Origin of the sequence: Cryobacterium sp. RTC2.1 (assembly GCF_035018685.1) — a bacterium.
In the GTDB taxonomy this organism is placed as follows: domain Bacteria; phylum Actinomycetota; class Actinomycetes; order Actinomycetales; family Microbacteriaceae; genus Cryobacterium; species Cryobacterium glucosi.
Window position 1 is genome coordinate 1 of the sequence record NZ_JASJXJ010000045.1, and the last position, 24,269, is coordinate 24,269.

Below are 24,269 nucleotides of genomic sequence, written 5' to 3' on the forward strand. Positions count from 1 at the left end.
GTCGAGGACGGCGGGCGCTGGCCCATGCCCTGTGCGCTCGCGAACGGGTTGTTGCCCGGACGCGGCGTGGGGGTCTTGCCCATGCCCTGGTTGCTGGCGAAGGGGTTGTTGCCCGGACGTGCCGACGGCGGGCGCGGAACGCTCGCGCCGGGCTTGGCGCCCGTGGACGGACCACGGTCGGACTTGGCCGCCGGGGTGGCCGTCTTCGGGGCGGTCGGGTCTGCTGCGGCAGCCTGTTCGGCAGCCTTCTCGATGCTCGCGGACTTCTCAGCGGCTGCGGCCTTTTCGACGGCGACCGTCTGGCGCTCTGCGACGGTGAGGGGCGCGACGGGATGCGGTGCGGCATCCGCTGCGGGGGCTTCGACGGGCGCGGCAGGAGCCGCACTCGGGCGTGCACCCGGCTTGACCGCGAGGCGGGCCGGTGAGGGCCGCGCGCCGGGCTTGACGCCTGTGGGGGCACCCGGCGTTGCGCCGGCACCCGGGGTGGTTGACGGGGCAGTGGTTCCGGCGCCGGAAGCGGCGTCGGCCAGCAGAGCCGCGCGCAGACGACGGGCTACCGGGGGTTCAACACTGCTGGACGGGCCCTTGACGAACTCGCCCATCTCTTTCAGTTTCGCAAGGGCTACCTTGCTGTCGACATTGAGCTCGCTAGCGATCTCATGTACGCGTGGTTTCGCAGCCACAATTCTCCAATTCCGGGTCTGCACCCGGAAAGGGGCAGACCGTTAGTAACGGACGGGTCTCATTTCGAGCCGCTCATTAGTTGTCCATTAGCCAGTTCAGCCTGTTCTCTAGTTGTTTCGCGTCCAGAGGACTGGTCACGCGAAGGGCACGCCCGAAAGCGCGTCGCCGCAGTGCGTCTTGGAAGCATTCGATGCTGGGATGCAGCCACGCGCCTCGACCGGGCAGAGTGGCGGTTTGATCCACCACGAGTTCCGAGTCTCGGGCTACGAACCTCTGTAAAGAGGCACGCGGAGCGCGCGAACGGCATCCAATGCACGTTCTAACGGGTTCCATCGTACCCCCTATTCCGTGTCCTCCAGGATGCTGTCCGGCTGGATGTCGATTTTGGCACCCGTCAGCTTGGCGGCCAGACGGGCATTCTGGCCCTCCTTGCCGATCGCGAGCGAGAGCTGGTAGTCGGGAACGAGGGCGCGAACGGCCTTGATCGACTGGTCGATCACGTAGGCGCTCGTCACCTTAGCCGGCGACAGGGCGCTCGCGACGAACGTCGCGAGGTCCGGCGAGTAGTCGACGATGTCGATCTTCTCGTTGTTGAGCTCAGCCGTCACGGCCCGGACGCGCTGGCCAAGTTCGCCGATGCAGGCGCCCTTGGCGTTGACGCCGGGCTCGGTCGCGCGCACGGCCATCTTGGTGCGGTGGCCGGCCTCGCGGGCGAGGGAGACGATCTCGACGACACCGCTCGCGATCTCGGGGACCTCGAGGGCGAACAGGCGCCGGACGAGGGACGGGTGGGTGCGCGACACGGTGATCTGCGGCCCCTTGAGGCCCTTGCCGACGGCCGTGACGTAGACCCGGATCCGGGCTCCGTGCACGTAGGTCTCGCCGGGGACCTGTTCTTCCGGCGGAAGGATCGCTTCGATCGTGCCGAGGTCGACGTGGATCATCCGCGGGTTCGGGCCCTGCTGGATGACGCCGGCGACGATCTCGCCCTCGCGTCCCTTGAATTCTCCGAGCACCGCGTCATCGGCCAGGTCGCGGAGACGCTGGTTGATGACCTGCTTCGCGGCGAAGGCCGCGATCCGGCCGAAGTCGGTCGGGTTGTTGATCGCTTCGCCGATGACGTTGCCGTCGTCGTCGAGCTCTGGTACAAAAATGTCGACATGGCCGGACTTGCGGTCGAGGACGACACGCGCTTCCGGCTCTTCTTCGACGGCCTGCTTCGTTGTCTCACCCTGGTGGGTGTGCTTGACGTATGCCGTCAAGATCGCCTGCTCGATGATCTGCACGAGTTCCTCGAAGGGAATCTCTTTCTCGCGCTCCAACTGCCGCAACACGCTGAGGTCGATGTCCATGGCCGGCCTCCTCTATTCAGATTCTACCGCCGCGAAACTGCGCAGCGGGCTGGTATCTACGGTACCCGACGGAACAGGCGCCCGTCACCCCGAAGGGGACGGGCGCCTGTTCCAGACGGACTTTCTGGGCGGTTCTCAGGCGAAGTGCGTCCCGAGGTTGTCCACAGCGCACTGGGTGCGCTCTCCCGTGCTGCGATCCCACAGCTCGACGATGCCGTCGACGGCTCCGCGTCCGACGATCACGATCTGCGGAACCCCGATCAGTTCGGCGTCGCCGAACTTGACGCCGGGCGAGACCTTGCGGCGGTCGTCGTAGATGACGTCCCGCCCGGTCGCCTCGAGGGTCGCGGCCACCGCGGCGGCGGTCTCGAAGACGATCTCGTCGCGCCCTGCTGCGATCACGTGCACGTCGAACGGGGCGACCGACACCGGCCAGATCAGGCCCTTCGGATCGTTGTTGAGCTCCGCGAGGAGGGCGAGGATGCGGGTGACCCCGATCCCGTACGAACCCATCGTGACCGTGACGAGCTTTCCGTTCTCGTCGAGGACCTTGAGTCCGAGCGCTTCCGCGTACTTCCGGCCGAGCTGGAAGACGTGGCCGATCTCGACGCCGCGGGCGAGCTCGACAGGGCCGGAGCCGTCGGGCGCCGGGTCGCCGGCGCGAACGTTCGCGACCTCCGCGGTTCCGTCGGCGGCGAAGTCGCGCCCGGCGACGAGGCCGAAGACGTGGCGGCCGTTCTCGTTCGCTCCGGTGATCCACGCGGTGCCGTCGACGACGCGGGGGTCGACGAGATAACGGATGCCGGTGGCCGATTTCTCGCCGAGCACTGCACCGGCCAGGGCCCACGGTCCGATGTAGCCCGTGACGAGACCCGGGTGCTTGGCGAGGTCGCCTGCGTTCGCCGCTTCGACCTCTGCGGGGGCGAAGGCGACCTCGGCGCGCTTGAGGTCGACGTCGCGGTCACCCGGAACGCCGACGATGACGAGGTCGCGGGTGCCGTCGAGGTTGGTCAGGGCGAGCACGATGTTCTTGAGGGTGTCCGCTGCGGTCCACTCCCTGCCGTCGGTGCGCGGGTGGTTCGCGTTCGCGCTGTCGACGAGGGTCTGGATGGTCGGGGTGTCCGGGGTGTCGTGCACCTCGGCGGCCGGAAGCGCCGTCCAGTCGATGACGGGAGGGACCAGGGTCGTGAATGCCTCGACGTTGGCTGCGTACCCGCCGGCCGAACGCACGAAGGTGTCTTCGCCGATGGGGGTGGGGTGCAGGAACTCTTCGCTCCGGGATCCGCCCATCGCGCCGGCATCCGCCTTGACGATGACGTACTCGAGGCCGAGACGGGTGAAGATGCGCTCGTAGGCGTCGCGCTGGGCCTGGTAGCTCAGGTCGAGGCCGGCGTCGGTGTAGTCGAAGGAGTACGCGTCCTTCATCGTGAACTCGCGGCCGCGGAGGAGGCCGGCGCGGGGACGGGCCTCGTCGCGGTACTTGTCCTGGATCTGGTAGATCGACAGGGGCAGGTCCTTGTAGCTGTTGTAGAGGTCCTTGACGAGCAGCGTGAAGACCTCCTCGTGGGTCGGCGCGAGCAGGAGGTCGCTTCCCTTGCGGTCCTGGAGGCGGAAGAGGCCCTCGCCGTACTCGTCCCAGCGGCCGGTGACCTCGTAGGGTTCGCGCGGGAGCAGGGCGGGGAAGTGCACCTCGAAGGCGCCGGCCTCGGCCATCTCCTCGCGGACGATGGTCTCGATCTTGTTCTTGACGCGGAGGCCGATCGGGAGCCAGGCGAAGATGCCGGGGGCCTGGCGGCGGATGTAACCGGCCCGGACGAGGAGTCGGTGACTGGTGACCTCGGCATCCGAGGGGTCTTCGCGAAGGGTACGGAGGAAATAAGACGACAGACGTGTAGGCACCCCCCTACTTTACGGCGCGCGCCGGACACGACTGTTGCCGTTGCGGACAACCGTGGCCGGCAGAGCAGGCTCAGTTGTCCGCAACGGCAACAGTTTCCGCGGGAATGCGGCGGTTGCGGCGGGTCGCGCTACCGCGAGATGGTGACCACGGGGGCGCCGAGGGAGTCCTCGGACGGCGGCATCTCTGCGGCGAGGCGGTTGGCCTCCTCGATCAGGGTCGCGACGATCTCGGACTCCGGCACGGTCTTGATGACCTCGCCGCGCACGAAGATCTGGCCCTTGCCGTTGCCGGATGCGACGCCGAGGTCGGCGTCGCGGGCCTCGCCCGGTCCGTTGACGACGCAGCCCATCACGGCGACGCGCAAAGGAACGGTCATGCCCTCGAGGCCGTCGGTGACGTCGTTCGCGAGCTTGTAGACATCCACCTGGGCGCGGCCGCAACTCGGGCAGGAGACGATCTCGAGCTTGCGTTCGCGGAGGTTGAGCGACTGGAGGATCTGCAGGCCGACCTTGACCTCTTCGGCGGGAGGGGCGCTGAGCGACACGCGGATGGTGTCGCCGATGCCCTCGCCGAGCAGGATGCCGAAGGCCGTCGCGCTCTTGATGGTGCCCTGGAAGGAGGGGCCGGCCTCGGTGACACCCAGGTGCAGGGGCCAGTCGCCGCGCTCGGCGAGGAGGCGGTACGCCTTGACCATGATCACGGGGTCGTTGTGCTTGACCGAGATCTTGAAGTCGTGGAAGTCGTGTTCCTCGAAGAGGCTCGCCTCCCAGACGGCGCTCTCGACGAGCGCCTCAGGGGTGGCCTTGCCGTACTTCTGCATGATGCTCGGCTCGAGGGAGCCGGCGTTGACGCCGATCCGGATCGAGACGCCGGCGGCCTTGGCCGCCGCCGCGATCTTGCCGACCTGGTCGTCGAACTTGCGGATGTTGCCCGGGTTGACCCGCACGCCGGCGCAGCCCGCGTCGATCGCCGCGAACACGTAACTCGGCTGGAAGTGGATGTCCGCGATCACGGGGATCTGGCTCTTCTTCGCGATGATCGGCAGGGCCTCTGCGTCGTCACGGCTCGGGACGGCGACACGCACGATATCGCATCCGCTCGCCGTGAGTTCGGCGATCTGCTGCAGGGTGCCGTTGATGTTGGTGGTCGGGGTCGTCGTCATCGACTGGACGCTCACACGGGCGTCACCGCCGACGAGGACCTTGCCGACCTTGATCTGCCGGCTCTTGCGCCGGGGGGCGAGGATTTCAGGTACTTTGGGCATTCCCAAATTGATTGCAGCCACGCGAATATCTTAGGTGCCCTGACTGGGCGGATGCCCGGCCCAGGCGATTTCCGCACCGGGCCGGCCGTTGCGCGCCGGCTCCGCCGCTACGCGACAGGCGTGCCTGCAGCAAAGCGGCGCAAGTGGCGCGCTCGCCCGGAGGAGCCGGGAACCGGTCGCGCCGCTACTGGGGCGGGAGTGGGGCGCCGGGAGTGGGGTCCGCGCGGTTGGCGCGGAGCACCTCGAGGCGGGCCCGATACTCGACCTCGTCGATGTCGCCCTGGGCGAAGCGCTCGGCGAGGGTCTTCTCGGCGCTGCGGGTGCCGTCGGCCTGCCCGGCCTGGGCCGCCTGCCACGCCTGCCAGCCGGGGTGGCCGGAGAATCCGGGTCCGCCGTGACGACGCCAGCGCCTGCTGAGGATCGCGAACAGGGCGACCACGAGGAGCAGGCCGAAGAAGGGGATCAGGAAGAACAACCAGACCGGCCCGCCGCCCCAGCCGGGGCCGTAGCCCATATGGGTGGCGAACCCGGTGAGAACCGCTGTCGAAAGCATGGTGAGTCCAATCTGTGTGAGGACCCCCTGCGGGGCCTCGGTGGGGAAGAACCGATGATCCGATTCTTTCCGGCCCCGCTCGCCGGGGCATCCGCCTGGAGGAGGCACTTGGACTACTCCCCCGGGTGCAGGTCACCAGCCGTCGCTGACGAGGCCCGTCTCGTAGGCAAGGATCACGAGTTGCACACGGTCGCGCGCGGCGAGCTTCGACATGATCCGCGACACGTGCGTCTTCGCGGTGAGCGGGCTCAGGAACAGCCGAACGCCGATTTCGGTGTTCGTGAGCCCCCGGCCGACGAGCGCGAGCACCTCGCGCTCCCGGTCCGTGAGCACGGCCAGCGCCGCCGGATCGCTCGGGCGCCGCAGCCCGGTCTCGAGCCGGGTGAGCAGTCGCCGGGTCACGCCGGGCGAAAGCAGCGCGTCCCCCGCCGCCGCGACGCGCACGGCCCGGATCAGTTCGGTCGGTTCGGTGTCCTTGACGAGGAAGCCGCTCGCGCCCGCCCGGATCGCCTGGACGACGTACTCGTCAAGCTCGAAGGTCGTCACGATCACGATGTGCGTTCCCCCGAGCTCGGGGTTGCCGACGATCTGCTCTGTCGCCCAGAGGCCGTCGCCGCCGGGCATCCGGATGTCCATCAGCACGACGTCTGGCCGGAGCCGGGTGACCTGCTCGACGGCTTCCGTCCCCGTCGCGGCGTCTGCGACGACCTCGAGATCCGGTTCGGACTCGAGCAGCGAACGGAAGCCGGCCCGGATCAGCTGCTGGTCGTCTGCGATCACGACGCGGATCACCGGCTCCTCCGCAGGGGCAGGCGCGCCTCGACGAGGAACCCGCCCGGCGAGGGTCGTTCGACCCGCAGGCTCCCGCCGAGGAGTTCCGCACGTTCGCGCATACCGAGCAGGCCGCCGCCGGGAACGATGGCCGGGTCGAGCGGCTCTGTCGAGCCCTCGTCGGTCACGGTGAGCACGGCGTCACCGTCGTCGAGGTCGAGCCGGACGGTCGCGGAGAGCGTCTGCGAGTGCCGCAGCACGTTGGTGAGTGCCTCCTGGCAGATCCGGTAGAGCGCGAGCTGGGTGGCGGCGGTCGTGGCCTCCGTCACGGGCGCCAGTTGCCCGACCAGCTCGACGTGCAGCCCCTGGGCGCTGTACGAGTCGATCAGGGCGGGAAGCCGGGACAGGTCGGGCTCGGGGGTGAGCGGCACGGCTCCCCCGGCACGCTCACCGGTCTCCCCCTCGGCGTCCGCGCGCAGGATGCCGAGCACCGTGCGCACCTCGTCGAGCGCGTTCTTGCTCGTGAGCTTGATGTTCGCGAGGGCCTCTGCCGCCTTGGCGGGCTGGCTGTCGATGAGGTGCAGCCCGACTCCGGCCTGCACGTTGATCAGGGACAGCGAATGTGCGAGCACGTCGTGGAGTTCGCGCGCGATGCGCACCCGCTCGCGCTGTTCCGCGGACTGGCGGCGGGCATCCGCTCGGCGGCGCAGCTCGCGCATCTGCTCGCGCCGGGTGCGTACCGTCTCTCCGATCGCGCAGAGCACGGCGAGGGCGACGGTCGTGAGCGCGACACGGGCGGGCTGAAGCGGCACTCCGAGCGTCCCGGCGAGCGCGATCGTCGCCGTCCAGGCCACGGCGACGGATGCGTAGACCCAGACCCGCGCGCCGCGCACGATCCCGAGCACGATCGCGAAACCCAGGGCGACGTAGGGCAGGCCGACGTCCGGGCGGAGCAGGATGAGCGCGCCGGCCGCCGCAGCGCACACGGCTGCGACAGGGCCAGGGAAACGGCGTGCGCCGAGGAGGGCGATCGGGCCGATCAGGGCGAGGGCGACCGCGAGGAACCAGCCGGGCCGGGGCGCGCCGAGCTCACCACCGAGGTCGTGGCCGGCATGGCCGAAGTCGCGGCCGTAGCGGGCGAGCAGCACGGTGGCGGGCACCTGGACCAGGAACGAGAAGATCGCGGGGAAGAGCACGCGGCCCGCGCGGGGCATCCGGCTGCCTGGGCCGCCGGGAAGAGAGCGCTCATGGGCGAACCACGGCGCGTCGGTATCCCAGTGTGGCGGCATATTCCGATGCTACGTGCCGGAACGACCCACGGCATCCGCCCCCGGGAGTACGTGCCCGTGCGCGTTCAGGCCCTGGGCGGCCCCTGTGTGTGACCGTTCCGGTCGGGAGTGACCCGCGGAAAGGTCACTCTCGACCGGAAAGGTGCCGGGCTCAGCCGAAGAGGTTGATCGGCTTGACGATGTCGGCGTAGATGAGCAGGAGGCTCATGCCGCCGAGCAGGATGACGACCGCGAAGGTGAGCGGCATCAGCCTGGCCATGTCGACGGGGCCGGGATCCTTGCGCTTGAAGAGCTTCGCGACCCGGCGGCGCAGGCCCTCCCAGAGTGCGCCGGCGACGTGGCCTCCGTCGAGCGGCATCAGCGGGATCAGGTTGAACACGAAGAGGGCAACGTTGAGGGAGGCGAGCAGGCCGATCAGGCTCGCGGCCTTGCTCGCGACGGGGATGGTGTTGATGCTCGCGATCTCGCCGGCGACGCGGCCGACCCCGACGACGCTGATCGGACCGTTCGGGTCGCGCTCGCCGGGACCGAACGCGGCGTTGACGATGTCGACCATCCGCTGCGGGAGGTTCAGGATCATGTGCACGACGGCGCCGACGTTGTCGCCGACGGCGGGCAGCACGGCCGTGGCGGGCTGCTGGACGAGTTCGCCTGCCGGGCCGATGCCGACGAAGCCGACTTCCTGCGTGATGGCCTTACCGTCGGCATCCGTGGTGACCTTCCCCGCGGCGTCGAGAACGTACCGTTCGGTCAGTTTGGGGGTGATCGTGAGAGTCACGTCGGTTCCGGCGCGGTCGACGACGACGGCGAGCGGGGTGCCGGGCGAGCTGCGGATGATCCCGGTCGACTGGTCCCAGCTCGTGATCGCGGTGCCACCGATGCTCACGAGGCGATCGCCGGGCTGCAGGCCCGCCGCCGCGCCCGGGGACTTCTCGTCGGTCGCGGCACAGGTCGTCTGGGTGCTCGTCGCGGGGAGCACGCACGCGGACACACTGCCGACCGTTGTGCTCGCCTGCGCGGTGCCGAAGCCCATCAGGAGGACCGCGAAGAGCACGACCGCGATCAGCAGGTTCATGGTGGGCCCGCCGAGCATGATGATGATGCGCTTCCACACCGCCAGGCGGTAGAAGGCGCGGTGTTCCTCGCCGGCGCCGATCGTGTCGGCGCTCGACTGCCGGGCATCTTCGACAAGGCTCGTCAGGGCCCCCGGCTTCTTCGCGCTCGGGTCCTGGGCTGTCGGGTCCTGGGCAGGAGCGCCTTCCTGCACAAGCTGGTTGAAGAAGCCCGTGCTGTTCGGGTGCGGCTTCTCCCCGGGTTTCGCGGGCGGGAACATGCCGATCATCGAGATATAGCCACCGAGGGGCATGGCCTTCACGCCGTATTCCGTCTCGCCCTTGCGGCGCGACCAGAGCGTGGGGCCGAAGCCGATCATGTACTGGGTGACCTTGACGCCGAACGCCTTCGCCGGCAGCAGGTGGCCGATTTCGTGCAGGCCGATGGACAGGGCGAGTCCGACGACGACGATCACGACGCCCAATATGTACAGCAGCACGGTTTCCACAGTCGTAGATTACCCACCCGAAGCTGACAGGCCGCTGGCGGTTCGCTATGCGGGGTGTGGTTTGCTTGGGGGGTACCGAACCCGAATGGAGTTTCCCCTGCCTTCGCTTTCCTCCGGCGGTCCCCGCCCCGTTGACGGCCTCATCGGCGTCAGCCTCGCTGACCGCTTCCGGATCGACCGCCTGATCGGCGTCGGCGGGATGGCCGTCGTCTATGAGGCGACCGACCTCGCCCTCGGACGCACCGTCGCGGTCAAGCTCTTCCGGCTCGACACGACGGACGACGCGGGTTCGGAACGGCAGAGCGGCGAAGTCGCCGTGCTGGCGAGCCTCAACCACTTCGCCCTCGTCACGCTCTTCGACGCAGGCACCGCGGTCGTCGACGGGACCGCGCGCACCTTCATCGTGATGGAGCTCGTCGACGGAACCGACCTCCGAACGAGGATCGCCGCCGGCCCGATGCCGCGCTCGGAGGTCGCAACGCTCGGCGCAGACCTCGCCGAAGCGCTGCACTACGTGCACGAACGCGGGATCATCCACCGCGACATCAAGCCGGCGAACGTGCTGCTCGCCGCCTCCGGGTTCCCCGGACGCGCGTCGCACGCCAAGCTCGCCGACTTCGGCATCGCCCGCCTCGTCGACGCGACCCGCCTCACGGCGACCGGCACCTTCCTCGGCACGGCCGGCTATCTCAGCCCCGAACAGGCGCTCGGCACGACGATCGGAGCGCCGAGCGACGTCTACTCGCTCGGTCTCGTGCTGCTCGAATGCCTCACCGGCGAGCGGGCATACCCGGGAACGGCGATCGAGTCCGCGATGGCGCGGTTGCAGCGCGACCCGGAGATCTCCCCGACCTTCGGTCGGGCCTGGGCAGACGTGCTCGGCGGCATGACCCGCCGCGAACCGGACGAGCGGCTCAGACCGGCGGATGCCGCGGTGCGGCTGCGACTGCTGGCGCAGTCCGAGGCGGCGGCGGAAACCATCGCGGGAACGACGGAGGCGACAGTGTCACCCGATGCCGGCGCGACGACGGAGGCGTACACCCCGGCGAGCGTCCTCCCGGCGGCGGATGCCCCGACGCAGGCGCTGGACCCGACGGCGGCCTATGCGGCGACACGCGCCTTCGCGCCGGCGGATACCCCGACCCGGGTCCTTCCCGGCGAGTCCACCGTCTTCGCCAGTGCCGGGTTCACTGCCGAGACGGTTTCCTTCGGTGCTGGGGAGCCACGACAGGCGGCCGGGGCGCCGGCCGCATCCGCTCGCCCACCCCGGTCGACGGCCTGGCCTCGCGTGCTCACAGGCAGGACCGGTCTCGCCGTGCTCGCCGTCGCTGCGGTCGCCCTGATCACGATCGTCGTGCTCGGCTTCACGCTGCGCCCCGCTGCGCAGGCGGATGCCCCGGCCGGTCCGTCCACGAGCACCACGGCATACCCCGACGTCGCCGGAACCCTCGGCGACCACCTGCGACAGCTCCAGGAAAGCGTGGCACCGTGAGCATCGGCATGCGCACCAGGACCGGCACCGGCGCCAACGGCATCCGCGGCCGCCTCGCCGCGCTCGTGGGCGGCGCACTGCTCGTGGCCGCCGCCCTCACGGGGTGCGCCTCCGACAGCTCCCCCGTTCAGCCGTCGACGGCGACCCAGTTGCAGTCCGGCGTGCTCTCGGTGACGGAGGCCGCTGCGGCAGGCGACTACCCGGGCGCCTCTGCCGCCCTCGACGCCGTGCAGGCCGACCTGCTCACGGCGGCCGCGACCGGCCAGGTCACGGGGACCCGCGCGACAGAGATCCAGGCTGCGATCGACAGTGTGACCGCAGACCTCGCCGCGCTCGAGGAGGCGGCCAGGCTCAGTTCCGCTCCTCCGTCCGCCGTCCCGGTCCCGGCTCCTTCCGTTGACAGCGGCAACGACAAGGGCAACGGTAAGAAGGACAAGTGCAATCCGAAAAAGGACAACTGCGACGGGTGACCCTCGTCATGGGCCGGAAGGACATATGACTCACCATCTTGTAGTCGGGGCCGGTCTGATCGGCCGTCCCGTCGCCGAACGGCTCGCGGCGCGCGGGGACACCGTCACGATCGCGACGCGCTCAGGCTCAGCAGCGGCCGGCGCGACCCCGCTGGTACTCGACGCGAGCGACCCGGACGCTTTCTCCGCCGCGGCGGCAGGGGCCTCGACGATCTTCCTCTGCACGAACCCGCCATACACGGACTGGGCCGCGCAGTGGCCGCCGATCATCGGCGCGGCGATCACAGCCGCCGCGGCGAGTGGCGCCTCCCTCGTTGTGATGGGGAACCTCTACCCCTACGGCACACCGCGCGGCGCGATGACCGAGCACACGCCGGAGACGACGACCGAGCGCAAGGGCCTGGTTCGCAGGGAGGGGTGGCGCCGGGTGCGTGCGGCGCACGAGGCCGGGCAGATCCGGGCGGTCGAGGTGCGCGCGAGCGACTACTTCGGGCCGGGAGCGACCGGTACCGCGCACCTCGGCACGGACTTCTTCACCGCGATCCTGGCTTCGAAGACCGCGCGCGTCGTGGGCAGGCCCGAGCTCCCGCACAGCTGGAGCTACCTGCCCGACATCGTTTCGACCCTGATCGCCGCCGCGGACTACGCCGGGGACTGGGGCCGGATCTGGCACGTGCCGAGTGCGTCGGCCAGCCGCGTGGAGATCGCGGCCGAGCTGAACGAACGCTACGACTGCGCGGGCTCGGTCTCCGGCTACCCACAGTGGGTGCTGCGCAGCATCGGCCTGGCCAACCCCCTGATGCGCGAGGTCTACACCTCGAGCTACCAGTTCACGTCGCCGTTCATCATCGACTCTGCGGAGACCGAACGCGAGCTCGGCGTCGTCGCGACCCCGTGGCTCGACGCGCTCACCACGACGGCGGACAGCTACCGCGCCTGACCGCTCAGCCGCCCCAGTTCTGAGCTGGGGCGACGAACGTCGTGACGACGGCCGGCGCGGTCCCCACCCGTACCCGCACCGAATACGTCATCTCCTCGCCGCTCGCGCCCGTCGCGACGCTCCTTTCCTCGAATGTTGCGTCGTATGCCGTGCCTCCAGTGACATCGACAGGCGTCAGAACACCCGGGGCGCGCGCGTCGACGTCGGCCTTGGTCTGGCCGACCCGCACACCGGCAGCCGTGGTTATCGAGAGACCTCCGGATGACGGCCCGTCGACCTGCGCGTACCAGTCGAACTGCCACGCCGACTCGACCGTGGTGACAGGGTCGGTAAGCGTGATCCCTTCCCAGCTGTAGGACGTGCCCGGGTCCGACTCCGCAACGTGGGCGGACGGCGCCACGACGGGCTGGGTCCCGGTCGCTGCAACGAGGATAGCCACGGCCTTCGCGATGGGTTCCGTGTAGTCGACAGAACCTCGCGGCACGCCCGCGGCATCGACGACCTCGAGCCGGTCAGAATGCACGACGATGGTGGTCGGATCGGACGCAGGGTCGGCCATCGGCGTCCTCGTCGGCGCGGTCGCGGCATCCGTCGCCGCAGTCGACGGGGAGACCGACGGCACGGCGGCCGGCAGGCTCGCCCCGTCCGCACCGACGCACGCCGTCAGCATCAAGGCGAGAATGCCACAGAGCATGGCCGCCGGAACGGCGCGTTTCACACAGATCTTGATCGCCACGCCGTTGTCCCCCATTGCCGTTGTGATCTCACAGTATCCGCTGAATAGGATTCTGACCGGACGTTTTGGGTTGGCGGGGCGCCGGAGCGGGCTACGCCGAGAGGAGCTTGTCTGCGGCGGCGCGCGCCCAGGTCTCTGCTGCCGCGAGGGACTCCCGGGTGAGCGGGCCGTCCTGCTCGTGGGTCTCGACGACCCGCTGGATGGTGTCCACGATGTCGAGGAATCCGATCCTGCCGGCGTGGAACGCGGCGACGGCCTGCTCATTGGCCGCGTTGAACACGGCCGGGTATGTGCCACCGGCACGGCCGACCTGCTTCGCGAGCGCGACGGCCGGGAACGCAACGGTGTCGAGCGGTTCGAAGGTCCAGGTCTGCGGCTTCGTCCAATCGAGGGGAACACCGACGGCGGCGACCCGGTTCGGCCAGTCGAGGCCGAGCGAGATCGGCAGGCGCATGTCGGGCGGCGACGCCTGGGCGATCGTCGAGCCGTCGATGAACTCGACCATCGAGTGCACGATCGACTGCGGGTGCACGGCGACGTCAATGTCTTCGTAGGCGACATCGAAAAGCAGGTGAGCCTCGATGATCTCGAGGCCCTTGTTCACGAGGGTCGACGAGTTCGTCGTGACGACGAGCCCCATGTCCCAGGTCGGGTGCGCGAGCGCCTGGGCGGGGGTGACGGCCCGCATCTCCTCGCGGGTGCGGCCCCGGAACGGGCCACCGGATGCCGTCAGCACGAGCCGGGACACCTCACGTGCCGTCCCCGAGCGCAACGCCTGCGCGATCGCGGAATGCTCAGAGTCGACCGGCACGATCTGCCCGGGTGCGGCGAGCGCCGTGACGAGGTCGCCGCCCACGATGAGGGATTCCTTGTTCGCGAGGGCGAGGGTGCGCCCGGCCCTGAGCGCCGCGAGGGTCGGACCGAGCCCCACGGAGCCCGTGATGCCGTTGAGCACGACGTCGGCGTCGACATCCGTCACGAGCTGTTCGGATTCGTCGGCGCCGAGCGCGGTGTCGTCGACCTGGAATTCCTCGGCCTGTTGCGCGAGCATCTCCCGGTTGGCGCCTGCCGAGAGTCCGACCACTTCGAACCGGGTGGGATTCGCCCGGATCACATCGAGGGCCTGGGTTCCGATCGAGCCGGTGGACCCGAGAATTACTACTCGTCTGCGCATTCCCTCATGCTAGCTTTCGTGGTACCGGGTGTCACGGCGGTAGGGTCGAGCAGTGACCGGAGCCAAGGACGAACCCCAGGAACCCCTTATCCAGGAGCCCGACGAGGTCGCGGAGACCGCCTCGGATCTCCCCAGGACCCGTCGTCCCGGATTCGTCTACTACCTGAGTTACGGCGTCATGGCGCCGATCGCCCGGATCATCTTCCGGCCCGTCATCACGGGGACCGAGAACATCCCCCGCTCCGGCCGGGTCATCATCGCGAGCAACCACCTCTCCTTCATCGACAGCATGGTCATCCCGCTCGTGACGCCGCGTCGGGTGCAGTACCTTGCGAAGTCGACGTACTTCACCGGGACGGGAATCAAGGGCTATCTCACCCGAACCTGGTTCGAGTCGATCGGTGCTGTCGGGATCGAACGCGGCGCGGGCCAGGCCGCACAGGACGCGCTCGACGCGGGCCGCAGCATCCTCGAGTCGGACAGCGCCTTCGCCATCTATCCAGAGGGCACCCGCTCCCTCGACGGACGGCTCTACAAGGGGCGCACCGGCGTCGCCTGGCTCGCCCTCACGACGGGTGCCGTCGTCGTGCCGGTCGGCCTGATCGGCACCCAGGAGATCCAGCCCGTCGGCACCCGGATCCCGCGCGTGCGGAAGATCACCGTGAACTTCGGCGAACCGATCGACGTGAGCCGCCACGGGCCCGCGACCTCAGGCCGGGCCAGGCGCCAGGCCACCGACGAGATCATGGCCGCGATCCACCAGCTCTCCGGCCAGGAGCTCGCCGGGCGGTACAACGAATCACCCCGCCCCGGGCTGCACGGGCTCGCAGACAAGGTCTTCCCGCGAGAACGCGTCTAGCCGGGTTCAGCAGCTACCGGCGCGCGGAAACACCGGGGAAATCGCCGCAAACTAAGCTGGACCCATGTCTGCTTCGTACTCGGTCCCCCAAAAACGTAAACTCGTCACCGCCCTGCCGGGCCCCAAGTCCATTGAACTGCAGGAACGCCGGGTCAACTCGGTGTCCCGCGGAGCCGGCACGCTCGTCAACATCTACATGGACCACGGAGCCGGCGCGATCCTCGTCGACGTCGACGGCAACCAGATCATCGACATGGGCTGCGGCATCGGAGTCACCACGATCGGGCACGCGAACGCCGAGGTCGCGGAGGCCGCTGCCGCGCAGGCCGCGAAGCTGACCCACACCCTCTTCACCGTCACGCCGTACGAGAACTACGTCGCCGTCGCCGAAAAGCTCGCCGAGATCACCCCCGGTGACTTCCCGAAGAAGTCGATCCTGGTCAACACCGGTGCCGAGGCCGTCGAGAACGCGGTCAAGATCGCCCGCAAGTTCACCGGGCGCCGCGCCATCGTCGCGCTCGACCATGCCTTCCACGGCCGCACCAACCTGACCATGACGATGACGTACCGGCCCTGGCCGGAACGCGCCGGCATGGGCCCGTTCCCCGGCGAGATCTACAGCGTCCCGACGAGTTACCCGTACCGCGACGGCCTGACCGGCGAGGAAGCCGCCGAGAAGACGATCGACTACATCACGACCCACATCGGCGCCACCGAGATCGCGGCGTTCTTCGTCGAGCCGATCCAGGGCGATGGCGGCATCGTCATCCCCGCCCCCGGCTACTTCAAGCGGATCAGCGAGTTCTGCACCGAGAACGGCATCGTCTTCGTCTCCGACGAGATCCAGGCCGGCATCGCCCGCACCGGCGTCTGGTACGCGATCGAGCACCACGGCGTCGTCCCTGACCTCGTCACCACGGCAAAGGGCATCGCGGGCGGCTTCCCGCTCGCCGCCGTCACCGGTCGCGCCGACATCATGGATGCCGTCCAGCCCGGCGGCATCGGCGGAACCTTCGGCGGCAACCCGGTTTCGACCGCGGCAGCGCTCAAGGTGCTCGAGATCATCGAACGCGACGACCTGCTCGGCGAAGCCAGGCGCGTCGAGAAGGCCCTCTGGGCCCGCATCGGCGACTGGGCCGAGAAGTTCTCCGTCGTCGGCGAGGTGCGCGGCAAGGGCGCCATGTTCGGCGTCGAGCTGGTGCACCCCGGAACGACCACGCCGTACCCCGAGGCGCTCACCGCGATCCTCAAGCACGCGACCTCGCACGGCGTGATCGTGCTCGATGCCGGCAGCTGGGACTCCGTGCTGCGGATCATGCCCTCCGTCGTCATCTCCGAGGAACTCATCGACGACGCGGCATCCGTCATCGAGGAAACCCTCCGCGCCCTCTCCGGCGTGTGAACCTCGCCCGTTCCCTGGCCCGAGGGTCAGGGAACGGCGACGGTTTCGGGTTCGTGGCGCACCGGGAAGTTCACGGAAGCTGCGATGAAGCACTCCCGGGCCGCCTCGGCGTGCAGCGAGTGAGCGAGCTCCACCTGGCCGGGATCGGCCACGGTGACCCGCGGACGCAGCATAGCCTCGGTGAAGTGACCGCCGCCATCCCTCGTCTGTACCATCGTGCCGGTCGCGTCGTCGGTGTAGCCGACCACGACGACACCGTTCCGCGCGGCCACGTGCAGGTAGGACAGCATGTGGCACTGGCTCAGGGCCGCGAGCAGTAGTTCCTCGGGGTTCCAGCGGTCGGCATCACCGTGGAACGTTCGGTCAGACGACCCCTCGAGCGGATGCTTGCCCTCCGCCGAAACCACATGGTCGCGACCGTACGCCCGGTAGTCGCTCGTTCCCGTTCCGCGGTTGCCCGTCCAGGCCACCCGCACGTCGTAGTGGTGCTCGATTTTCATTCCCCGATTCTCTCAGGGCGCTACCCCAACCGGGAAACGACACTGGGTAAACTGGACGCATCATGACTGACACGCTGACGCCCTCGACCCCCACGTCCACTGCTCCCTCGGTCACGCAGGAGCGACGCATCGTCACGGCCGTCCCGGGCCCGCGTTCGGTCGAACTGCAGAAGCGCCGCCTCGCGACGGTGTCCGGCGGCGTCGGCTCCGCTCTCCCGGTGTACATCGTGAAGGCCCACGGTGCCATCGTCGTCGACGTCGACGGCAACCAGTTCATCGACCTCGGCGCCGGCATCGGCGTCACGACGATCGGCCACACCGAGGCGAGCGTCGTCGCCGCCGCGGTCGGGCAGGCAGAGGACTTCATCCACACCCTCTTCACGGTCACGCCGTACGAGGAATACGTGCGCGTCTGCGAGCTCCTCGCCGAGCACACCCCTGGTGATTTCGCCAAGAAGTCGGTGCTGATCAACTCGGGTGCAGAAGCCGTGGAGAACGGCGTGAAGATCGCCCGCAAGTTCACCGGCCGCCGCGCCGTCGCCGTGCTCGACCACGCGTACCACGGCCGCACCGTGCTCACGATGGCGATGAACTACAAGGCCATGCCGTATGCGACCGGCTACGGCCCGCTCGCGAGCGACGTCTACCACGTGCCGAGCTCCTACCCCTATCACGACGGCCTCAGCGGGGCGGATGCCGCGGCACGCACGATCGCCTACCTCGACAAGGTCATCGGCGCGTCCGACCTGGCCTGCCTCGTGGTCGAACCGATCCAGGGCGAAGGCGGCTTCATGGTCGCCGCAGAGGGGTACTTCACCGCCCTGCAGGAGTGGTGCACCGCCAACGGCGTCGTCATGATCGCCGACGAGATCCAGAGCGGCATGGCCCGCACCGGCGCCTACTACGCGAGCGAGCACTTCGGCTGGGTCCCCGACCTCGTGCTGACGGCCAAGGGCATCGCCGGCGGCTTCCCCCTCGCGGCGGTCACGGGACGCGCCGAGATCATGGACGCTTCCCAGACCGGCGGCCTCGGCGGCACCTTCGGCGGCAACCCGGTCTCCTGCGCAGCCGCGATCGCCGTCTTCGAGGCCATCGAGAAGAACAACCTCCTCGCGGAGGGACAGCGGATCGAGAAGACCCTTCGTGCGGGCCTCGGGAAGCTGAAGGACAAGTACGACATCATCGGGGACATCCGTGGTCGTGGCGCGATGATCGCGATCGAGCTCGTGCAGCCGGGCACCGGGGCGACGACCAAGGTCGCCAACGCCGCCGCGGTCAACTCGATCGCCGCATACGCCGCCCAGCACGGCGTTCTGCTGCTGACAGCGGGCACCTACGGCAACGTGCTCCGCTTCCTGCCGAGCCTTGCCGTCACCGACGTCCTGCTCCTCGATGCCCTCTCGGTCATCGACGACGCGATCGCCGCGCTCTAGTGTCGTTCGCGGACACAATCGGGCACACCCAGCTCCCGCACCCCGTGCAGACCTTCGCCGTGACGGATGCCGTCGAACTCGCCGTCGTCGAACGCAGCGGCTTCGTCGAATCGAGGCATGCCGGTTCCGCCGTCGTGCTCACGGCTGAGGGCGCTGTGCTCCGCTCCCTCGGCGACGTGACGAGTCCGGTCTTCCCGCGCTCGTCGATGAAGCCGTTCCAGGCCGTCGCCGTGATGGCGAGCGGCGTCACCCTGCGCGGCGAGGACGCCGCGATCGCGACGGCGAGCCACACCGGCACCCAGCGGCACGCCGACCTCGTGCGCGGCCTGCTCTCCCGGGCCGGAATCCCGGAGACCGCGCTCGCGTGCCCGCCGGCCTGGCCGATCGACCACGCCACCCGCGACGCGCTCGTGCGCCTCGGCGCCGGCCAGGCCCCCATCTACATGGAGTGCTCGGGCAAGCACGCGGCGATGCTCGTGGCGTGCGTGCAGAACGAGTGGCCGCTGACCGGGTATCTCGAGCCGGAGCATCCGCTGCAGAAACGCATTCTCGATGTCGTCGAACGCTTCACCGGCGAACGCCCGGCCGCCTCGGGTGTCGACGGCTGCGGCGCGCCCGTGCACGCGCTCTCCCTCGCCGGGCTGGCGCGCGGTATCGGCCGGATCGCCTCGTCCAAGTCGAACTCGCCGTTCGCGATCTACCGCGAGGCCGGCTTCCTCTCCGAGGCCGTTCGCCAGAACGGCTGGGTCGTCGCGGGCCCCGGCAAGTCGGACACCCTCGTGATCGATCGGCTCGGCCTGTTCGTGAAGGGCGGCGCTGAAGGCATCATGGTCGCGGCCGCCCCGAACGGAACGACGGTCGCCCTCAAGATCCTGGACGGCAGCCTGCGCGCGGCGACGCTCGTGGCGCTCAACCTGCTCGCCGACGCCGGCGCGATCGCACACACGGATGTCGAGGCGCTGCTCCCCGACCTCGGCCTCGCCGTGTACGGCGGCGGCCACCCGGTCGGGCGCATTCACGCGAGCTACCGCTGACGACTCACCCACTACCCCTGCCGGGCGAGCCGTTTCGCCCGTGCCGCGGAGGACACCTGCGCGGTGACGACGACGACGAGCGCGAAGATGAAGACGGCGGAGGCGATCACGTTCGCCTCGGCCGGGATGCCGCGGGCCGCTGAGATGTAGATGTACTTCGGGAAGGTCGTCACCGCGCCCGAGTTGAAGTTCGTGATGATGAAGTCGTCGAAGCTCAGCGCAAAGGACAGCAGGGCGGCGGCGAGGATGCCGGGGACCAGCAGCGGGAGCGTCACCCTGAGGAAGACCTGGGTCGACGAGCCGTAGAGGTCCCGCCCGGCCTCCTCGAGCGCGGGGTCGAGGCTCGCGACGCGGGCCTTGACGGTCACGACGACGAAGCTGATGCAGAACATCGTGTGCGCGAGGATGATCGTGGTCATGTCCTTGGCGACGCCGAGCGACAGGAACTGCGCGGCCAGTCCCGCGCCGAGCACGACCTCGGGGGTGGCCATCGGCAGGAACAGCAGGAGACTCGTCGCCGAGCGGAACCGGAACCGGTAGCGCACGATGGCGATCGCGATCATGGTGCCCATCACGGTCGCAAGCACGGTCGCGACCGAGCCGATCACGAGGCTGTTTCCGAACGCCTCGCAGACCGCGCCGTTCTGCACGGCGCAGACGTTGAGCCACTTGTCGAAGGTGAACCCGCGCCAGGTGATGTTCGACTTCAGCGAATCGTTGAACGAGAAGACGAACGTGTAGGCGATCGGAACCATCAGGAACAGCAGGGCGAGGGCGGAGTAGACCGGCAGCAGCCATCTGCCGAGGGAGATTTTCACAGCAGTTCCTCCGTGCCCGCGCGCTTGACGTAGATTCCGACGATCACGAGAATCACGCTCATCAGGATGATCGAGAGCGCCGCGGCCGCCGGGTAGTTCAACAGGACCAGGAAGTTGGCCTCGATCACGTTGCCGATCATCTGGCTGTCCGGTCCGCCCAGGAAGTCGCGACTCGCGTTGACATAGTCGCCGGCGGCGGGGATGAAGGTCAGCAGGGTGCCCGCGACGATCCCTGGCATCGACAATGGAATCGTCACCTTGCGGAACACCTCGAACGGGTGCGCGTACAGGTCGCTCGCCGCCTCGAGGTAGCGCAGGTCGAGCCGCTCCAGAGTCGTGTAGAGCGGAAGTGTCATGAACGGGATGAAATTGTAGGTCAACCCGAAGATGACGGCGATCGGGGTCCCGGTGAGGTGGGCATCCGGTGCCAGCAGCGAGACGGCCTTGAGGCTCGTCACGACGAAGGACTCGTCGGAGAGGAGCTGCTTCCAGGCCAGGGTGCGCAGCAGGAAGCTGATGAAGAACGGGGCGATCACGAGCACGAGCATCAGGCTCTGCAGCAGCGGCCAGCGCCGCGCGGTCACACCGATGAAGTACGCGAGCGGGTAGCTGAACAGCAGGGCGAGCACCGTCGCGGCGAGGGCGAAGGCGAAGGACCGCACGATGTGCGGCCAGTAATCGGTGACGACGTCGACGTAGTTCTGCCAGTTGAACGCGTAGGTGTACTGGCCGATGTCCCCGAATTCCGCAGGGGCCTGGAACGAGGTGATCAGGAGCGAGACGAGCGGGGTCAGGAAGAACAGAACGAGATAGAGGATGCCGGGCAACAGCAACAGGATGGCGACCCGGCTGCGTCGCCGCGGGGCCGGGTCTGCCTGCGCAGTCGTGGTGGCGAAGGCCGCGAACGCCACTAGGCCTCCTCGAGCTCCGTGACGAGGGACTCGCGGCGCTGCGCCGCGATGCTCCGGGTGTCGGTGTCCGCGGCGAACCGGGGCCCGGCTCCCGGAACGGGTTCGTCTTCGAGGCCGAAGCCGTGCTCGACGTGCCAGTCGAGCCAGACCTCGTCGCCGACATCCGCCACCGGGCCGAAGGCCATGTTCTGGGCGAAGACGATCAGGGTGCCGATGTACGGCACGGCGACGAGATACTGGGTGCTCACGCCGCTGAATGACACGTCGATCACCCGGCCGGGACCCATGACATTGCGGTCGGCGGCCTCGACGGGCGCCTTGCGATGCAGCCACATCTTCTCCGGCCGGACGCCGATCGTGACCTCGCCGGCGTGGCGGTGCGCCCGGTCGGCGGGGACCAGTACCCGGTGCCCGGCGATGTCGACGGTGATCGAGGTGCTCGTGCTGCCGATGACGGGCCCGGTGAAGAGGTTCGACTGGCCGAGGAAGTTCGCGACGAACGCCGTCTTCGGCAGCTCGTAGAGCAGCTCGGGCGCGCCCATCTGTTCGATCCGGCCCTTGTTCATCACCGCGATGGTGTCGGCCATGGTCATGGCCTCCTCCTGGTCGTGGGTGACATGCAGGAAGGTGAGGCCGACTTCCTCCTGGATGGTTTTGAGTTCGAGCTGCATCTGGCGGCGCAGCTTGAGGTCGAGGGCGCCGAGCGGTTCGTCGAGCAACAGGAGTGCCGGCTTGTTCACGATCGCCCTGGCGAGGGCGACCCGCTGCTGCTGCCCGCCGGACAGCTGCTGTGGCTTGCGCGCGGCGAGGTGGTCGAGCTCGACGAGCCGGAGCGCCTCGTGCGCCTTGCCGACCGGGTCGGCGATCTTCCGGCGGCGGAGTCCGAAGGCGACGTTTTCGAGGACCGTCATGTGCGGGAAGAGCGCATAGCTCTGGAACACCGTGTTGACCGGGCGCTGGAAGGCCTTCTGCTGCGTGACATCCGCCCCGCCGATCAGGATGCTGCCGGCGGTCGGCTCCTCGAGGCCGGCGACGAGCCGGAGCGTCGTGGTCTTGCCACAGCCGGACGGGCCGAGCAGGGCGAAGAAGGAGCCGGCCGGGATCGAGAGATCGAGGTGTTCGATGGCCGTGAAGCCGGGGAAACGCTTCTGGATTCCGACCAGTTCGAGGTCGGCACCCGAATCGGCGAAGGTGCCGGATGCCACCCTAGGCTCCCAGCAGGATCGACTGGAAGTCGGCGCCGTACTTCTGTTCCTCTGTCCCGTCGAGGGTGCGGAACACGTGCGCCTTCGCGAGGGTCGAGGCGTCAGGGAAGATCAGCTGGTTGTTCGCGAGCTCGGGGTCGATCGCCATCGCGGCTTCCTTCGCACCGGCGACGGGGGTGATGTAGTTCACGTACGCGGCGACCTCTGCGGCGACCTCTGGCTCGTAGTAGTAGTTGATCAGCTTTTCGACGTTCTTCTTGCGCGGGGACCCGATCGGAACGATGAAGTTGTCGTTCCAGAGCGTTCCGCCCTTCTCGGGCACGGCGAAGCCCCACTTGTCGCCGTTTTCGGCGTTGAGCTGCACGATGTCGCCCGACCAGACGATGGCGGCGAGGGTGTCCTCGTTGACGAGGTCTTCCTTGTAGGAGTTGCCCTTGATGTTGCGGACCTGGCCGTTGGCGACCTGCTTCTTGAACTCGTCGATCGCGGCGCCGAATTCGGAGTCGCCCCACTTCCCGGAGATATCGACGCCCTGGTCGAGCATGATCAGGCCCATCGTGTCCCGCATCTCGGAGAGGACGCCGATGCGGCCCTTGAGGCTCGGGTCCCACAGCTCGGAGACCGAGGTGAAGCCGTTGGGGAGCTTTTCCTTGTTCCAGGCGATCCCGGCGAAGCCGCCCTGCCACGGCACACTCATCGCGCGACCCGGGTCGAAGTCGACGTCCTTGAGGGACGGGAGCAGGTTGCTCAGGTTGGGGATGTTCGCGTGGTCGAGGCCCTGGGTGTAACCGAAGCGGATCAGCCGGCCCACCATCCAGTCGGTGAGGCACGCGACATCGGCGCCGATGTCTTTGCCGAGGGCGAGCTGGTCCTTGACCTTGCCGTAGTAGGTGTTGTTGTCGTCGACGGCTTCCGTGTACGCGACCTTGATGCCGGTTTCGGCGGTGAACGCCGCGAGCGTGGGGTAGCTGCCGGCGTCGTCTACATCGATGTAGAGCGCCCAGTTGTCCCAGCGGATGGTTTTGTCTGAATCGGAGACGTCGGCGGCCGCGGAGGGCTTGGCTGCTCCACCGGTGGAGCACGCAGCAAGGGCGAGGGCCGCGGCCCCGGCGCCCGCTCCGGCGAGCAGGGTGCGACGACCCAGGGTGGCATGCTGGGCCTGGCGGACGAGCTGGCGGATCATCGGGTCGGCGGGCAACGGCCTCGGCATCATGTCTGGGGTCTCCTTGCGTTTCAGCGAGCGAACACCCACACGACGACGGGTGAGTTGCTAGATACTCGCACAGCGCGGGCCGTTAGTCACGGCTGAGTGACCAAATCATCGATTACGTAACGCACTTGTCACGAAATCAGTGGTCTCGGCGTCGTTTGACACTCGAAATGGGCGCTTGCGCTGGTCGGGTGGCGCCCGAGGCCCGACCGGAATCACGCCGCACCGAAGGCCACCCTGCTGAGGTCGCCTTCGGGCGACAGGGACCAGAGATGGCCGCGGCCGGGTGCCAGGGGTGGCGGGAGATCCCGCCTGCGGGTCAGCATGCGGTAATCGGCGAGGGTGCAGCCGTCGAAGACGATGGGCGAATGAACCCGAAGCGCGGCCAGGAGCGACCAGTTGGCCTGCCAGGTCTCGGGATCCCCGATGAAGACGGTCGCCGCGCCATGCCGGGCCAGGACTGCCTCCGGTTTCGCCACACCGGCACCGGCGGTCAGCTCCACAACGTCCGGGTGCGCGGCATCCGCTCGAAGGTGAGCGGCCGAGCGGGCCGGGGACCCGCTCACGTGGATGATCGATGTGCCCGCTGCGAGAGCGAGTACGGTCGCGGTCGGGCGCGCGTCAGGGCCGGGGACTGCGCGGTCCGGTCTGCCGGCGACCGGGGATGCAGCCGTGTGCGGGACAGGAGATTGTGGAGCGAGCACCTGGATG

The 24,269-nt window shown here is 68.7% G+C and carries 23 protein-coding genes and 1 pseudogene; 7 read left to right on the forward strand and 17 right to left on the reverse strand.

Translation table 11 applies throughout. The features are described 5' to 3' along the window. From QN357_RS07860 to QN357_RS07900, 9 genes are all read right to left on the reverse strand, one after another. On the reverse strand, positions 1 to 683 hold a 683-nt coding region (locus QN357_RS07860), incomplete at its 3' end, for a translation initiation factor IF-2 N-terminal domain-containing protein (RefSeq protein WP_323504734.1). Positions 684 to 759: 76 nt separating this feature from the next. Next, positions 760 to 1,017: a YlxR family protein gene (locus tag QN357_RS07865; RefSeq protein WP_134445863.1), complete on the reverse strand. Its 258-nt coding sequence runs from the start codon at positions 1,015 to 1,017 to the stop codon at positions 760 to 762. An 8-nt stretch (positions 1,018 to 1,025) separates the two neighbouring features. Then, positions 1,026 to 2,036 (reverse strand): transcription termination factor NusA, encoded by a 1,011-nt coding sequence (nusA, locus tag QN357_RS07870; RefSeq protein ID WP_134445864.1) that lies wholly within the window; start codon positions 2,034 to 2,036, stop codon positions 1,026 to 1,028. Between the two features lie 135 nt (positions 2,037 to 2,171). Next, the gene (locus QN357_RS07875) at positions 2,172 to 3,935 is read right to left on the reverse strand and encodes a proline--tRNA ligase (RefSeq protein ID WP_322135425.1); all 1,764 of its coding nucleotides are present in this window, start codon (positions 3,933 to 3,935) and stop codon (positions 2,172 to 2,174) included. Positions 3,936 to 4,063: 128 nt separating this feature from the next. After that, positions 4,064 to 5,221 carry a flavodoxin-dependent (E)-4-hydroxy-3-methylbut-2-enyl-diphosphate synthase gene (gene ispG / locus QN357_RS07880; RefSeq protein WP_174774622.1) on the reverse strand — a complete coding sequence of 386 codons (1,158 nt, stop codon included), beginning with the start codon at positions 5,219 to 5,221 and terminating at the stop codon, positions 4,064 to 4,066. Between the two features lie 163 nt (positions 5,222 to 5,384). Beyond that, positions 5,385 to 5,753, reverse strand: coding sequence for a hypothetical protein (locus QN357_RS07885; RefSeq protein ID WP_322135424.1), 369 nt, complete (start codon positions 5,751 to 5,753; stop codon positions 5,385 to 5,387). A gap of 132 nt (positions 5,754 to 5,885) precedes the next feature. Beyond that, positions 5,886 to 6,545, reverse strand: coding sequence for a response regulator (locus QN357_RS07890; protein ID WP_134561517.1), 660 nt, complete (start codon positions 6,543 to 6,545; stop codon positions 5,886 to 5,888). After that, a complete protein-coding gene (locus tag QN357_RS07895) occupies positions 6,542 to 7,813 on the reverse strand; it encodes a sensor histidine kinase (protein ID WP_322140907.1) in 1,272 nt (423 codons plus the stop codon). The genes QN357_RS07890 and QN357_RS07895 overlap by 4 nt, the downstream gene beginning before the upstream one ends. A 151-nt stretch (positions 7,814 to 7,964) precedes the next feature. After that, positions 7,965 to 9,374, reverse strand: a complete 1,410-nt coding sequence (locus QN357_RS07900; RefSeq protein WP_322135421.1) for an RIP metalloprotease — start codon at positions 9,372 to 9,374, stop codon at positions 7,965 to 7,967. A gap of 85 nt (positions 9,375 to 9,459) precedes the next feature. Between QN357_RS07900 and QN357_RS07905 the strand changes: the two genes are divergently transcribed. From QN357_RS07905 to QN357_RS07915, 3 genes are read left to right on the forward strand one after another with little or no spacing between them, the layout of a single operon-like run. After that, entirely contained in the window at positions 9,460 to 10,866 is a 1,407-nt protein-coding gene (locus QN357_RS07905) for a serine/threonine-protein kinase (RefSeq protein WP_134445867.1), read from the forward strand. Continuing rightward, the gene (locus QN357_RS07910; RefSeq protein ID WP_134559506.1) at positions 10,863 to 11,336 is read left to right on the forward strand and encodes a hypothetical protein; all 474 of its coding nucleotides are present in this window, start codon (positions 10,863 to 10,865) and stop codon (positions 11,334 to 11,336) included. The genes QN357_RS07905 and QN357_RS07910 overlap by 4 nt, the downstream gene beginning before the upstream one ends. A 25-nt stretch (positions 11,337 to 11,361) precedes the next feature. Continuing rightward, on the forward strand, positions 11,362 to 12,276 hold the full coding sequence (locus tag QN357_RS07915; RefSeq protein ID WP_322135420.1) for an NAD-dependent epimerase/dehydratase family protein: 915 nt from the start codon (positions 11,362 to 11,364) through the stop codon (positions 12,274 to 12,276). A 4-nt stretch (positions 12,277 to 12,280) separates the two neighbouring features. Here the strand turns inward: QN357_RS07915 and QN357_RS07920 are convergent, their stop codons facing one another. After that, entirely contained in the window at positions 12,281 to 13,012 is a 732-nt protein-coding gene (locus QN357_RS07920; RefSeq protein WP_322140908.1) for a hypothetical protein, read from the reverse strand. A gap of 91 nt (positions 13,013 to 13,103) precedes the next feature. Then, positions 13,104 to 14,186: a 1-deoxy-D-xylulose-5-phosphate reductoisomerase gene (dxr, locus tag QN357_RS07925; protein ID WP_322135418.1), complete on the reverse strand. Its 1,083-nt coding sequence runs from the start codon at positions 14,184 to 14,186 to the stop codon at positions 13,104 to 13,106. Positions 14,187 to 14,238: 52 nt separating this feature from the next. Here dxr and QN357_RS07930 point away from each other — a divergent pair, with 52 nt between their 5' ends. Both QN357_RS07930 and QN357_RS07935 read left to right on the forward strand, forming a co-directional pair. Continuing rightward, a complete protein-coding gene (locus QN357_RS07930; RefSeq protein ID WP_370294610.1) occupies positions 14,239 to 15,045 on the forward strand; it encodes a lysophospholipid acyltransferase family protein in 807 nt (268 codons plus the stop codon). A gap of 64 nt (positions 15,046 to 15,109) precedes the next feature. Beyond that, positions 15,110 to 16,447 carry an aminotransferase class III-fold pyridoxal phosphate-dependent enzyme gene (locus QN357_RS07935; protein ID WP_134445871.1) on the forward strand — a complete coding sequence of 446 codons (1,338 nt, stop codon included), beginning with the start codon at positions 15,110 to 15,112 and terminating at the stop codon, positions 16,445 to 16,447. A 26-nt stretch (positions 16,448 to 16,473) separates the two neighbouring features. Here the strand turns inward: QN357_RS07935 and QN357_RS07940 are convergent, their stop codons facing one another. Beyond that, positions 16,474 to 16,947: an OsmC family protein gene (locus tag QN357_RS07940; RefSeq protein WP_134445872.1), complete on the reverse strand. Its 474-nt coding sequence runs from the start codon at positions 16,945 to 16,947 to the stop codon at positions 16,474 to 16,476. A gap of 62 nt (positions 16,948 to 17,009) precedes the next feature. Here QN357_RS07940 and gabT point away from each other — a divergent pair, with 62 nt between their 5' ends. Together gabT and QN357_RS07950 are read left to right on the forward strand one after the other, a co-directional pair. Continuing rightward, positions 17,010 to 18,380 carry a 4-aminobutyrate--2-oxoglutarate transaminase gene (gene gabT / locus QN357_RS07945; protein ID WP_134564176.1) on the forward strand — a complete coding sequence of 457 codons (1,371 nt, stop codon included), beginning with the start codon at positions 17,010 to 17,012 and terminating at the stop codon, positions 18,378 to 18,380. Beyond that, positions 18,380 to 19,414, forward strand: a complete 1,035-nt coding sequence (locus QN357_RS07950; protein ID WP_241975397.1) for an asparaginase — start codon at positions 18,380 to 18,382, stop codon at positions 19,412 to 19,414. The genes gabT and QN357_RS07950 overlap by 1 nt, the downstream gene beginning before the upstream one ends. Before the next feature lie 11 nt (positions 19,415 to 19,425). Here the strand turns inward: QN357_RS07950 and QN357_RS07955 are convergent, their stop codons facing one another. The 5 genes and pseudogenes from QN357_RS07955 to QN357_RS07975 form a co-directional block, all read right to left on the reverse strand. Next, the gene (locus tag QN357_RS07955; protein ID WP_174774623.1) at positions 19,426 to 20,232 is read right to left on the reverse strand and encodes an ABC transporter permease; all 807 of its coding nucleotides are present in this window, start codon (positions 20,230 to 20,232) and stop codon (positions 19,426 to 19,428) included. Beyond that, positions 20,229 to 21,143 carry an ABC transporter permease gene (locus QN357_RS07960; protein WP_134445874.1) on the reverse strand — a complete coding sequence of 305 codons (915 nt, stop codon included), beginning with the start codon at positions 21,141 to 21,143 and terminating at the stop codon, positions 20,229 to 20,231. The genes QN357_RS07955 and QN357_RS07960 overlap by 4 nt, the downstream gene beginning before the upstream one ends. Continuing rightward, positions 21,143 to 22,348, reverse strand: coding sequence for an ABC transporter ATP-binding protein (locus QN357_RS07965; protein ID WP_134445875.1), 1,206 nt, complete (start codon positions 22,346 to 22,348; stop codon positions 21,143 to 21,145). Before QN357_RS07965 ends, QN357_RS07960 begins: the two co-directional genes overlap by 1 nt. A gap of 1 nt (position 22,349) precedes the next feature. Then, a complete protein-coding gene (locus tag QN357_RS07970) occupies positions 22,350 to 23,561 on the reverse strand; it encodes an ABC transporter substrate-binding protein (protein WP_134445876.1) in 1,212 nt (403 codons plus the stop codon). A gap of 212 nt (positions 23,562 to 23,773) precedes the next feature. Beyond that, positions 23,774 to 24,269, reverse strand: a pseudogene (locus tag QN357_RS07975) (hypothetical protein); the annotation flags it as partial.

What these genes read in the sequence shown, in the direction of transcription:
- QN357_RS07865 (WP_134445863.1), bottom strand. Translation starts at nt 1,017, where the DNA reads ATGGAACCCGTTAGAACGTGCATTGGATGCCGTTCGCGCGCTCCGCGT.
- nusA (WP_134445864.1), bottom strand. Translation starts at nt 2,036, where the DNA reads ATGGACATCGACCTCAGCGTGTTGCGGCAGTTGGAGCGCGAGAAAGAG.
- QN357_RS07885 (WP_322135424.1), bottom strand. Translation starts at nt 5,753, where the DNA reads ATGCTTTCGACAGCGGTTCTCACCGGGTTCGCCACCCATATGGGCTAC.
- QN357_RS07895 (WP_322140907.1), bottom strand. Translation starts at nt 7,813, where the DNA reads ATGCCGCCACACTGGGATACCGACGCGCCGTGGTTCGCCCATGAGCGC.
- QN357_RS07905 (WP_134445867.1), top strand. Translation starts at nt 9,460, where the DNA reads ATGGAGTTTCCCCTGCCTTCGCTTTCCTCCGGCGGTCCCCGCCCCGTT.
- QN357_RS07915 (WP_322135420.1), top strand. Translation starts at nt 11,362, where the DNA reads ATGACTCACCATCTTGTAGTCGGGGCCGGTCTGATCGGCCGTCCCGTC.
- dxr (WP_322135418.1), bottom strand. Translation starts at nt 14,186, where the DNA reads ATGCGCAGACGAGTAGTAATTCTCGGGTCCACCGGCTCGATCGGAACC.
- QN357_RS07935 (WP_134445871.1), top strand. Translation starts at nt 15,110, where the DNA reads ATGTCTGCTTCGTACTCGGTCCCCCAAAAACGTAAACTCGTCACCGCC.
- QN357_RS07940 (WP_134445872.1), bottom strand. Translation starts at nt 16,947, where the DNA reads ATGAAAATCGAGCACCACTACGACGTGCGGGTGGCCTGGACGGGCAAC.
- gabT (WP_134564176.1), top strand. Translation starts at nt 17,010, where the DNA reads ATGACTGACACGCTGACGCCCTCGACCCCCACGTCCACTGCTCCCTCG.
- QN357_RS07970 (WP_134445876.1), bottom strand. Translation starts at nt 23,561, where the DNA reads ATGATGCCGAGGCCGTTGCCCGCCGACCCGATGATCCGCCAGCTCGTC.